Source organism: Paraburkholderia adhaesiva (assembly GCF_021390575.1).
Taxonomy (GTDB): domain Bacteria; phylum Pseudomonadota; class Gammaproteobacteria; order Burkholderiales; family Burkholderiaceae; genus Paraburkholderia; species Paraburkholderia adhaesiva.
The window spans coordinates 1,290,403-1,302,715 of record NZ_JAJEJQ010000002.1 but is presented as its reverse complement, the minus strand read 5'-3'; the positions used below and the strand labels follow the sequence as shown (position 1 = coordinate 1,302,715).

General features: G+C 64.5%; 8 protein-coding genes. 4 read left to right on the top strand and 4 right to left on the bottom strand.

The window, feature by feature from the left end; all coding sequences use genetic code 11:
- Positions 1 to 234: 234 nt before the first annotated feature.
- From L0U80_RS21525 to L0U80_RS21515, 3 genes are all read left to right on the top strand, one after another.
- Entirely contained in the window at positions 235 to 1,581 is a 1,347-nt protein-coding gene (locus L0U80_RS21525) for an aspartate aminotransferase family protein (protein ID WP_233869756.1), read from the top strand.
- 30 nt (positions 1,582 to 1,611) lie between these two features.
- The gene (locus L0U80_RS21520; protein ID WP_233869753.1) at positions 1,612 to 2,178 is read left to right on the top strand and encodes a carboxymuconolactone decarboxylase family protein; all 567 of its coding nucleotides are present in this window, start codon (positions 1,612 to 1,614) and stop codon (positions 2,176 to 2,178) included.
- A 679-nt stretch (positions 2,179 to 2,857) separates the two neighbouring features.
- A complete protein-coding gene (locus L0U80_RS21515) occupies positions 2,858 to 3,145 on the top strand; it encodes a YodC family protein (RefSeq protein ID WP_233869751.1) in 288 nt (95 codons plus the stop codon).
- A gap of 61 nt (positions 3,146 to 3,206) precedes the next feature.
- Here L0U80_RS21515 and L0U80_RS21510 read toward each other — a convergent pair whose 3' ends face one another.
- A complete protein-coding gene (locus L0U80_RS21510) occupies positions 3,207 to 3,839 on the bottom strand; it encodes a LysE family translocator (protein WP_233869748.1) in 633 nt (210 codons plus the stop codon).
- 152 nt (positions 3,840 to 3,991) lie between these two features.
- Positions 3,992 to 4,300: a superinfection immunity protein gene (locus L0U80_RS21505; protein WP_233869745.1), complete on the bottom strand. Its 309-nt coding sequence runs from the start codon at positions 4,298 to 4,300 to the stop codon at positions 3,992 to 3,994.
- 176 nt (positions 4,301 to 4,476) lie between these two features.
- On the opposite strand from L0U80_RS21505, the gene L0U80_RS21500 reads away from it, so the two are divergent.
- Positions 4,477 to 5,937, top strand: coding sequence for a M20 family metallopeptidase (locus L0U80_RS21500; RefSeq protein ID WP_233869742.1), 1,461 nt, complete (start codon positions 4,477 to 4,479; stop codon positions 5,935 to 5,937).
- A gap of 315 nt (positions 5,938 to 6,252) precedes the next feature.
- Here the strand turns inward: L0U80_RS21500 and L0U80_RS21495 are convergent.
- A protein-coding gene (locus tag L0U80_RS21495; protein WP_373322092.1) for an IS3 family transposase occupies positions 6,253 to 7,388 on the bottom strand; the annotation gives its coding sequence in 2 pieces (ribosomal slippage) (positions 6,253 to 7,133 and positions 7,133 to 7,388; 1,137 coding nt in all).
- A gap of 22 nt (positions 7,389 to 7,410) precedes the next feature.
- The gene (locus tag L0U80_RS21490; RefSeq protein WP_373322244.1) at positions 7,411 to 12,099 is read right to left on the bottom strand and encodes a DEAD/DEAH box helicase; all 4,689 of its coding nucleotides are present in this window, start codon (positions 12,097 to 12,099) and stop codon (positions 7,411 to 7,413) included.
- Positions 12,100 to 12,313 lie beyond the last annotated feature (214 nt).

Genomic DNA, 12,313 nt, shown 5'->3' with positions numbered 1-12,313 from the left:
CGGAAATGCCCGGCTGCGGCCCACAGAGTCAACCGGGAGTATCAATGCAGGGCTTGAACGCTCTCCGGGGCGTGGGTACGCCTGAATCGAATGGGCGTGAGGCCGGCGTAGACGGCGTTAGCCTCTGCGTATAGCAGGGCGGCGAACGCGTGTTCTTACCGCTTTATCGCCGCCGGGTCATGCCGCTGAGCACAAGTGAGCGTCCAGTTCCATCTTTCGCATAGAGAGAATCGCATGTCCAAAGTATTTCACCGGATGCCGAAGCAGGCGCTACCTGTCGCGGTGGCGGGCGACGGCATCGAAATCATCGATTCGACCGGCAAGCGCTACATCGACGCCAGTGGCGGTGCGGCTGTCTCGTGCCTCGGCCATAGCAATGCGAGAGTGATCGAGGCGATCAAGCGCCAGGCACAGCAACTGCCCTATGCGCACACGTCGTTCTTCACCACTGAAGCCTCCGAGCAACTCGCCGACCACCTTATCGCCGCCGCCCCCGAAGGGCTCGACCACGTCTACTTCGTGTCGGGCGGTTCCGAGGCGATCGAGGCCGCGCTCAAGCTCGCGCGCCAGTACTTCGTCGAGAGGGGGGAGCGTGAGCGTCGCCATTTCATCGCGCGGCGCCAGAGCTATCACGGCAACACACTTGGCGCGCTCGCAATCGGCGGCAACGCGTGGCGTCGCGAGCCGTTCCTGCCGATTCTGATCGAATCGCATCACGTGAGCCCGTGCTACGCATATCGCGAACGTCGCGAAGGTGAGACCGACGAAGCCTACGCGCAGCGCCTCGCCGACGAGCTTGAACAGAAAATCCTCGAACTCGGGCCTCAGAGCGTCGCGGCCTTCATTGCGGAGACGGTGGTCGGGGCAACGGCCGGTGCTGTGCCGCCCGTGCGGGAGTACTTCCGCAAGATTCGCGCGGTGTGCGACCGCTACGGCGTGCTGCTGATTCTCGACGAAATCATGTCGGGAATGGGACGCACCGGCTACCTGTACGCCTGCGACGAAGACGGTGTCACGCCCGATCTGCTGACTATCGCGAAGGGCCTTGGCGCGGGCTATCAGCCGATCGGAGCGACGCTCGTCAGCAAGCGAATCTACGACACGATCGTCGACGGCAGCGGCTATTTTCAACACGGACATACGTACATCGGGCACGCAACGGCGTGCGCGGCCGCGCTCGAGGTGCAGCGCGTGATTGCCGATGAGAAACTTCTCGCCAACGTGCTCGCGCGCGGCGAACAACTGCGTTCGCGTCTGCGCGAGCACTACGCGGCGCATCCTTACATCGGGGACGTTCGTGGACGCGGGCTCTTCGTTGGCGTCGAGTTGGTGAAGAACCGCGACACGCGCGAGACCTTCGATCCGGCGCTGAGACTGCACGCGGCGATCAAGCGCGAAGCGTTCGCGCGCGGGGTGATGGTGTATCCGATGGGCGGCACCGTCGATGGCAAGCGCGGCGACCACGTACTGCTGGCTCCGCCATTCATCTGCACTGAGCAGGATATCGATACGATTGTGGAACGCCTGGCCGACGCCATTGACGGCGCGCTCGTCACGACCGGCGTATCGCGCGCGGCGTGAGCGCGGCGCCTTTCTCACGGAGCCCGACCGATGAAGCAATCGACTTCCCCGCGGATGCCTGCATTCGACGCCGCGCAAGCCTCGCCTGAGCAGAAAGTCGTGCTCGACGACATTCTCTCTGGTCCGCGAGGCAATCTGAATGGACCGTTCCTCGGCTGGATTCACAGCCCGGAACTGGCTCAGCATGCGCAGCGCCTCGGCGCCTTTTGCCGCTACCGCACGGGTTTGCCCCTGCGGCTTTCAGAGCTCGCGATCCTCGTGACCGCTGCGCGGTGGCAGGCGCAGGCCGAGTGGTACATCCACTATCCGATTGCGTTGCAAGCGGGGGTGCCCGAGGCGCTCGCGGAGCAGATTCGCACGGGTGCCCAGCCGCAGTTCGAAGATTGCGACGATGCGCTGATCTACGCCTTCGCCACCGAGCTGTATGAGGCGAAGCGCGTGTCCGACGAAACGTACGCGCGCACAATGGAGCGATTTGGCCGTGAGGTGACGGTCAACCTGGTTGGTCTGCTGGGTTATTACGCGCTAGTGGCGATGACGTTGAACGTGTTCAACATGCGCGCCGAAGGGCAGGGTACGTTGCCGTTCGAGGAATAATTCCGTCCGACCCCGACTGCGGCTTGTTTCAGACCCGGTTCCGGGTCCGCGTTTGCCGTTGTTAAGACGCCCCATCCGGTTTCATCGGTGGGGCGTTATGCATTTTGGGGGTAATCGGAAATTGCCCGAAAATAATCGGTCTCTTGCCATCCTGTATGACGGGATTATTTCAAATCCACTTTCCGGTAAATAGTAATGCTATACGCAGGAAATGGGTGGCGTTAATGAAGTAGTCGCTGAATTACGGAAAATAAAACGAACGACCGGACAGCAGGACAGGAAACGTTTCCAGCCTCGATACGCGGGTAATCCGGTAGCGAGATTATGCCGATCGGGCAGTCGATTACGTAGTGACTTAATCCGGGTTATTGCGATGCGGCACCATCGGGTAATACTGGCGAATACCGGCAATTTGTCGTGGCAGCGGTGCTGCAAGAAGCTTCTACCGTTCGATTTCGGGCCCAGGTAATTCTTCCGGATGTCATTGCATCCGCAGTCCCTCATCTCATGGAAAATCCTGATTCATGCGGTTTTTATAAAAAACTGCTTGCGCGGTTTAATTCGGGTTGTTAGTCTTGCCAAACTCATAAAAACAGATCGACATTATTTTCAAAGCAACGAGCGAGCGGGGATCGCGAGACCCAGTGGGGTTGCCTTTATCCTTTTTTCGGGGAACCACATGCTTGATACGACCATCGATATTGCCGAAAACCAGCGCGACGCCATGGCGGGCATTGGAGACGTTGTTACTCTCAAGTCCGGCGGACCGCGCATGACCGTCATGTATGCCGGGCCGGTCGGTTTTGCTGCGGGACATTGGCTGATCTGCCAGTGGTTCGACGAGCACGGCGAGCTGCGACAGGACATGTTCTCGGACGATATGGTCCAGATCGAACCGCGTTCCATTTCCGCGGCGTCGGTGAAATTGCGCCTGCCCGCCACTCGCGCGACTGCCGGCCGTCCCTGAAACCGGCTTTGCGCCGGACACGTGTTTGAGGTCCTGACCAGGCAGGTCCGGACCGTTTCCCTCAGCGTTGCCCCTCGGCCGCGATACGCACAGCAAGGCCGGCCAGCACCGTTCCCATCAGCCAGCGCTGGATCACGAGCCAGGTGGGACGCCCATTCAGGAATGCGGCGATCGTGCCCGCCATCAGGGCGACCGTCGCGTTCACGCTAATTGAAAGCGCAATCTGGATCCCGCCGAGCACAACTGACTGTGCGAGCACGCTGCCGTGTTGCGGATCGATGAACTGGGGCAACAGCGACAAATAGAGAATCGCGATTTTGGGATTCAGCAGGTTTGTCACGAAGCCCATCAGAAACAGCTTGCGCGGGCGGTCGGGTGCGAGTTCACGTACCTGAAACGGTGAGCGGCCGCCTGGCTTGAGTGCCTGCCACGCGAGCCATAGCAGATAGATCGCGCCGCCGAAACGCAACGCGTCGTATGCGAAGGGCACCGCCATGAGCAGTGCGGTGATGCCGAAAGCCGCGCACAGCATGTAGAACACGAAGCCGAGTGCAACGCCGCCGAGCGAGATCAGGCCGGCTTTGCGCCCCTGGCAGATTGAACGTGAGATCAGATAGATCATGTTGGGGCCGGGCGTGAGCGCCATGCCAAGCGCGACAGCGGCAAAGGCGTAGAGCGGGGCAGCGTGATGCATGAGGGTCTCCGGTGACGCGCGGGTGAGTAAGGCCGGGTTCGGTGAACGGTGCGATGTCGGGTGATTATTTCATGTGAGCGCGCTGCACGGGCGCAGACGCGGGCCACGTTGGCCGTTCGGACAAGACGAAGTGGTGGAGCGCCGTAGCGCGACTAACGCTCGCGATCGGCCGCACGCGCCGCACGCGCCTCGATGCGCCTGGTGAGTAGACTTGCAAACACGCCCATACCCAGGCGGCGCTGACGTTCCTTCGTTTGCGCGCCGAGATCCTTCGGCGGATTCGGCTGGAGTGCCCAGAAGAGCGCGAGCGTCCAGCCGATACCGGTCCAGCCGAGCACGGCGTTGAAGAGTGCGATGACCAGCAGGTCATCGCGTTTGCGCCGCTCCGCCATCAGCGCAGGCAGGAAATAGAGCGCGACCGCCACGAGGAGGACGACGATCTCGAAGACAGAGTGACTCACCACGTGGATCCTCCGGAACCTGAGCGCGCCGCATGCGGCTAGTGAATCATTGTCGCGCCAAATCGCGGCGCGCGCAGAGCGTGGCCTGGCCGGATGGCCAAATGCATGCTGGCGGGGTACCGGCGCGCGCGGCATCGGGTCTATCATCGGGGTTTTCTTTGCAGGGAAACCCCACCATGAATTCCGCCTCGACCCAGGACACCCGGCAACTGGATCACGACGAACTCCGGACGTTCGTTGAGCGCAAATGGAACGACGAGATCGTCCCCGCGCTGACTGACTACATCGCAATCCCCGCAAAGAGCCCCGCTTTCGACCCCGAGTGGGCGAATCACGGCTATCTTGAGCGCGTTGTGCAGGACGCGGCCCACTGGGCCGAGCAACAGCCGGTGCGCGGGCTGAAGCTCGAAATCGTGAGGCTGCCGGGCCGCACGCCAGTGATCTTCTTCGAGGTACCGGCCACGCGTTCAGGCAGTGACGAGACGATTGTGCTGTACGGCCATCTGGACAAGCAGCCGGAATTCGCGGGCTGGCGAAACGACCTGGGGCCGTGGACGCCCAAGCTCGAAGACGGGCGGCTCTATGGTCGCGGCGGTGCTGACGATGGCTATGCGATCTACGCGAGCGTGACGGCGCTGGCGGCGCTCGACGCGCAGGGGATCGAGCGGCCGCGCTGCGTCGGCCTGATCGAAACCTGCGAGGAGTCGGGTAGTTACGACCTGCTGCCTTATGTCGATGCGCTGCGCGATCGTCTTGGCAGCGTCGGACTCGTGATCTGTCTCGACTCCGGTGCGGGCAATTACGACCAGCTCTGGCTCACCACGTCGCTGCGCGGCCTGGTGTCGGGCGATCTCGACGTCGAGGTGCTCGAAGAGGGCATCCATTCCGGCTCGTATGGTGGCATCGCGCCGTCCAGCTTCCGCGTGATGCGTCAATTGTTCGAGCGGCTCGAAGACGCCGCCAGTGGCACGTTACTGCCCAAGGGCTTTCATTGCGCCATTCCTCAAAAGCGTCTGAACGAGGCTGAAGCCACGGCGAAAATTCTCGGTGATAGCGTGTGGAAGACGCTACCGTGGGCGTGTGGACAGGACGGCCGCCGTGTGTTGCCGACCACCACGGATCCGCAGCAGGCGCTGCTCGATTCGACGTGGCGGCCCTCGCTGTCCGTGACGGGCGCGCAGGGCCTGCCTGCGCTCGCAGATGCGGGCAACGTGCTGCGTCCGCGCACGGCTTTCAAGCTGTCGCTGCGGTTGCCGCCGCTCGTCGAGGCGTCGAAGGCCGTCGCCGATCTCAAGGCGCTGCTCGAATTCGATCCGCCCTATAACGCGAAAGTGACGTTCAGGCCGGATGCCGGTGCCGCTAACGGCTGGAGTGCTCCCGAACTCGCGCCGTGGCTTTCAGACGCGCTCAACGGAGCCTCGCGCACGCATTACGGTGCCGATTGCGCATACCTGGGCCAGGGCGGGACGATTCCGCTCATGAACGTCCTGCAGGCGGGATTCCCGAAGTCGCAGTTCATGGTGTGCGGCGTACTCGGACCGAAGTCGAACGCGCACGGACCTAACGAGTTCCTGCATGTGCCCTATGCGAAGAAGCTTACGGCCGTCGTGGCAGAGGTCATTGCTGCCGCGCCCTGAGGATGCAGCGGTGGCGAAGTTCCGGGCGGTCGGGGCTGGGATTAGCCGACACCCCTGCGCGTGCCGCCCGATCCTGAACCGGCGGCCGCGTGACGTCACCGTGCAGCACGTCAACACGTCCGCCGCGTCACGTCTGCGATCGGTGCAACGGCTGAGCAAGTGACCACGCGATGTATCGCGGCGAAGCGTTCAGCGTTTTTCTCGTTACCCTGTAACGGACGCATCCGCGCGATGGCCGGTGACGTAGGGCCGATAGAGGTGGCCTCACTCGTTCGGACAGTCATCTGAGATTTTTAAGTGGAACGTCCGAGGCAATCATGCTGCCGATTTGATCGCAGGCAGCGTCGCGAAGTATGCCTCATCCGGGGTCTGATCCGCCAGGCTCGAATGGGGCCGTTTCCGGTTGTACAGCTCGACGTATTCGCCGATGGAGCGCCGGGCATGGCTGACCGACTCGTACGCTTTCAGGTAGACCTCTTCGTACTTGATGCTGCGCCACACCCGTTCGACGAACACGTTGTCGCGCCAGGCCCCTTTGCCGTCCATCGACAGCCGCACGCCCCGGCTCAGCACCGCCTCGGTGAACGCGCCCGCCGTGAACTGGCTACCCTGATCGGTGTTCACGATGTCGGGCAGTCCGTAGCGGGCGAACGCCTCTTCCAGCGCCTCGACGGCGTGCGTGGCTTCCAGCGTGATGGCGACCCGGTACGCGAGAATCTTGCGGCTCGCCCAGTCCACCACTGCCGTCAGGTACACGAAGCCGCGCGCCATCGGAATGTACGTCGTGTCGAGGGCGAACACCTGATTGGCACGCTCGATCTTCATGCCGCGCAGCAGGTACGGCCAGATCTTGTGCTGCGCGTTGCGGCGGCTCGTGTTCGGCTTGCAGTACAGCGCCTCGACGCCCATGCGCTTCATCAGCGTGCGTACGCGACGGCGACCCACCTCATGGCCTTCCCGGCGCAACAGGCGCGCCAGCATCCGCGCCCCTGCAAATGGGAACTCCATGTGCAGTTCGTCGATTCGCCGCATCAGCAACTGATCGACCTCGCTGACCGGCTGCGCCCGGTAATATGCGCTCGATCTCGCGATGCCAACCAGTCGCGTCTGTCGCGAAACCGGCAGCGCATGCGTACAGTCAATCATCGCTTTGCGCTCAGCAGTCCGGCTTTGCCGAGCGCTCCTGACAAAAAATCGTTCTCCAGCGTCAACTGCCCGATCTTCGCGTGCAGCGTTTTCACGTCCACCGGCGGATCGCTCGACGGTGCACCTGTCGCACCAAACACGTCTGCCGCACGCTCCTGCAACTGCCGCTTCCATTCCGTGATCTGGTTCGGATGTACATCAAACTGCTGTGCCAGTTCGGCCAGCGTGCGCTCACCTTTGACCGCTGCCAGTGCCACTTTCGCTTTGAACGCCGCTGAGTGCGTCCGTCGGGTTCTCTTCGTCATTTCCTCGGTTCCTTTGCCAGCATTATCGCTGGCTCAGGCCCCGGCCAAACCACTTATCCGACTGTCCGAATTTGCGCGGCCACCTCTGATTGAGCCGCGCCTGTAACGCTGCGCGCGTGGCTTCGTTGAATACGTCGAGGAAACTGGTTCGTTCCGCGATCAGCGTCGCGGCCGGTACGCCGTCACGGAACACAACGCGATTGCCTGCCACAGCGGGCACTTTCTCGCCGGGCAGCAGCGTGCCGACGAGATTGAGCGGATCGGCCGCCGAAACGCAGACCAGCGTGCCGTCGCCTGCGCCACGCCGGCGCACGTCGCGAAGTAGCGCGACGGCTTCGGGCAACGCGAACTGCTCGCCCGAGAGCCCGGTGACGAAACGCCCGCCGCGCACATGTCCGCGCGCCTCCATGCGATGCAGAACACGCAGGAGGTCACGCCACGGCGGCAGCCAGGCCGCCTCGCGGATCAGCAGTTGCCAGCAGATCACGCCATAGCGCCGAAGCAGCACGTTCGCGACATGCTCCAGCAGTTCCGGGTCGGCGCTCGGGCGGCGCAACGCGACGCCGGCGCGCGTTTGCATTGACGCGCTCGCGTTTTGTACCATGCCGTGTTTTGCGACGGATCCGGCTTCTTCGACATGCGGACCATGCGGTGCTGCAGTCGTGTCTCCCGCTCCGTGTGCGCCAACCGCATCGGCCGCGGGCAACTCGATACGTCTGAGCACAGCCCATCGCCCCGCGTCGGCCATACCGCCAACGAGTGGCGCGAAGCCGCGCGGCCGCCGGTGTCCATGATGGACGTGGCGCTTCGCCGCCGGTTTTACGAGTGCGCGAAGTCCCGCGAAGCTGTCTGCGTTCACGAGTCCCGCGGCGACCAGTTCGCCCAGCGCGTTTTCCAGTTCCACGCCGAGCAGATGCGCATCGGCAGCCAATTCGTCGAAGAACATGGCACCGTGCCGCAGCAGCGCGTCATAGACACGCCGCGCGCGCGGTGCAAGGTCCGCCGCGTTCGGCGCATCGAGCAGCGCAGTCCAGCGTGCGAGTTCGCGTCGGGGCAGCAGCACGACGGGTGAACTCCGTACCGTCGAACCCGCCGCTTCGCGTGCGGGGAGTCGTCCCCACGCAAGCCGCCCCGAACGGCACAGTTCGTCGAGCATCATTGGCGTGAAATCGTGGATACGTGCGGGGAGAATCTCATCCTCCCACGCGAGCGCTGACGCTTCCCACCCCTCCATCTGTCCGATCGCCGCATCGAGCGCGTCGCGTCCCGATCCGTGCGACGCGGCGGCCGTGCGTTGCCATTCGAACAGGAAGCGCATGAAATCGTGGCGCTCGACGGGTTCGATCTCGCGCCGCAGCTTGCGCACGGTATAGCGATGAATGCGCGCGAGCAGATGGCGCTCGCACCACTCTTCGTCGCGTGTGTGAGGCGTGAAGCGGCCACGCATGACCGAGCCCTGCGCCTCGAGCGTGGTGAGCGCGAGCGCGACGACGCTCGCTTCCAGCGCGAGCGGCCGAGCGATGTGCGCGAGTGTCAGCGGTCCGAAACCTGAAAGGCGTGCGCGCACCACTTCGACGAGTGCAGCCTCTTCTGTCCACGATTCGTCGTAGTCGGGTGGGGGATCGATCGCCGGTTCGCAGCGCGCCTGAGGATAGATCGCGCGCACGCAGTTCAGACGTTCAGCGCACACCCAGAGCGCATCGTCCTGCGCAATCGCGAGCCGGGTCGCTCGGCCCACGTCCGCCAACGCGTGAAGCCAGGCGAGCCACTGCGGTTCATGTTGCGCTTCGCGTTCGACGATGCAGCCGAGCGTCGTGAGTGCGTCGTGCATCTCGTCGGCGTCGCGCACCTGCGGCCATGCCTCTTCGCGCACGCTCGCGATCGCGTCGGTGTCGAGCGCGCCCAGATCGTCCGCCGATTCCGGATCGCTCCAGCGACGGCTCAGCACGGCCTGGGTGCGGCGCTCTTCGATCGGCGCATCGTCGAGGAACGCGTAGGGGCGCGCCGTGAGGATTTCGGCGGCGAGCGGCGACGGCGAGTTCAGTTCGCGCGTCACGAGCCGCACATCACCCGCCTCGATGCGACGCAACAGCGCGAGCCAGCCTTCGGTGTCCATTGCATCGTGCAGACAGTCGTCGAGCGTTTGATCGATTAGCGGATGCCGGGGAATCTCGCGTTCGCCCGCGAGGTTCTCGAAGCACGCGACCTGATCGGGAAACACCGCCGCGAGCAGGTCCTCGCTACGCATGCGCTGGATCTGCGGCGGCGTCTTGCGGCCGCCCGTCATGCGCGGCAGCGCGAGCGCCGTGGTGGCATTCCAGCGCCAGCGCACGCCAAAGAGCGGGGCGTCGAGGAGTGCCTGCACGAGCAGATGCTCGGCCGAATTCGAGTGCAGGTAGCGCCAGACCTCGTCGAGCGCGAAGCTGTGCGCGCCGGTGAGCGAGAGGATGATCGCGTCCTCGGTGGCGGCGGCCTGCAATTCGAAGTTGAACTGACGGCAGAAGCGCTTGCGCAGCGCGAGCCCCCAGGCGCGATTGATCCGGCTGCCGTAGGGCGAATGGATGACGAGCTGCGTGCCGCCCGACTCATCGAAGAAGCGCTCCATGACGAGCGTGTCGTGGGTCGGCAAGGCGGTGAGGGCGGTGTGTGCGCGAACCAGATAGTCGGCGATCTGACGCGCAGCGGCATCTTCAAGTCCGATCGCGTCGATCAGCCACTGGCTGACGCGTTCGACAGCGGCGGAGGCCGGTTGGGCATCACCGCTTTGCTCGTTCTCGGAAACGCAACTAACAGCCAAGCCCGCTTCGCGCGCACCTTCCGGCCGCTTCATGGCGCTGACCGCGGATTCGTCTACCAACGAAACCGGGTCATTTCGACCCTTGCCAGGCAGCTTGTTTTCTACCTGTGAGCGCAACCGGGCGATTGCAAAGGACAACTCATCGCTGCGCCCCGGCGCTTCGCCGAGCCAGAACGGAATATTCGGCGGCTGGCCTTGTGCGTCCTCGACTCGCATACGTCCCGCCTCGATACGCAGGATCCGGTACGACGCATTGCCGAGCTGAAAAACATCGCCCGCGATGCTTTCGACGGCGAAGTCCTCGTTGACCGTGCCGATCTGGACACCTTGCGGTTCGAGCAACACCGTGTAGTCGGCGTTGTCGGGGATCGTGCCGCCGGACGTGAGCGCGACGAGCCGCGCGCCGCGCCGCCCGCGCAGCAGGCGGTTCACGGCGTCGCGATGGAGATAAGCCGCGCGCGGTCCGTGGCGGCTCGTGTAACCCTCGGCGAGCATGCGCAGCACCGCGTCGAATTGCGCGCGCCCGAGCCGCGCCCAAGGGGTCGCGCGTCGCACGAGGGCGAAGAGCGCATCCTCGTCCCAGCCTTCGCAGGCCACTTCGGCGACGATCTGCTGCGCGAGCACGTCGAGCGGTGCTTCGGGCACGGTAAGCCGGTCGAGTTCGCCGCGCCGCACGCAGTCGAGCAGCGCGGCGCATTCGATCAGATCGTCACGCGATGTCGGAAAGAGCCGGCCCTTCGGCACGCCGCCGACCTGGTGTCCCGAGCGCCCGACGCGCTGCAGAAATCCCGCGATCGATCGAGGTGAGCCGATCTGGCAAACGAGATCGACATCGCCGATATCGATGCCCAGTTCCAACGAAGCCGTCGCCACCAGCACGCGCAGTTCGCCGCGTTTGAGGCGCTGTTCGGCGTCGAAGCGGTGTTCGCGCGCGAGGCTGCCGTGATGCGCTGCGACTGCGTCGCCGCCGAGCCGGTCGGTGAGATGCCGTGCGACGCGCTCCGCCATGCGGCGCGTGTTGACGAACACGAGCGTCGTGCGGTGCTGTGCCACGAGATCGGCCAGGCGGTCGTAGACGCGCTCCCATACGTCGTTGGCCATGATCGCCTCGAGCGGCACGGGCGGCACCTCGATCGCCAGATCACGCGTGCGCGCGTGGCCGGTGTCGACGATCTCGCAGGCGGGCGGTGCATCGCCGTTCTCGCGTGTGCCGACGAGGAAGCGCGCCACCGTATCGATTGGCTTTTGCGTCGCCGACAGGCCGATGCGCAGCAGCCGCCGTCCGCACAGCGCGTCGAGCCGTTCGAGGCTCAGCGCGAGATGGCAGCCGCGTTTGTTGCCTGCCAGCGCATGAATTTCGTCGACGATCACGCTGCGCGCGCTCGCGAGCATGCGGCGCCCTGACTCCGAGCCGAGCAGCACGTAAAGCGATTCGGGCGTCGTCACGAGAATGTGCGGCGCGCGCTTGCGTAGCGCGGCGCGTTCGGGCTGCGGGGTGTCGCCGGTACGCACGGCAGTGCGGATTTCAATGGCCGGCAGCGCAAGTCGCGCGAGTTCGTCGGCGATGCCTTCGAGCGGGCGCTCAAGGTTGAGCCGGATGTCGTTCGATAGTGCCTTGAGCGGCGACACGTAGACGACCAGTGTCGCGTCCGGCAGCACGCCGCCGTTCGCGAGGCCTTCGCGCACAAGTTCGTCGAGCGCGGCGAGAAACGCCGTGAGCGTTTTGCCGGAACCGGTCGGCGCGGCGACAAGCGTCGCGAGGCGACTCGCGATCAGTGGCCACGCGGCGCGCTGGGCCGCGGTTGGTGCGTCGAAGCTGCGCCTGAACCAACCCGCGACGGCAGGATGAAAACGGGTGAGCGGATCGTCGGCGGTGGCGGAAGGGAGCGAAGGCATGCGCGAAAAATCGGTCATGTGCCGCGCGCTGTTCGGGGGCGCGCACGTTTGAAGTCTCGCAGCTTTTGGGCACGGTTGCCACGCGCCGCACCGGCGGGCCGCCGCGGCTCGTCAGGCTCCCGCCCGCGGGGCGTGCATGGGCGTTTGCATGCCAGGCTCGTTTTCTGCAGCCTCGCGTCGCGAGCGGTATTCTCGACGCGTCGGCTTTCCCCTGCACCTACTTAGGACGGAG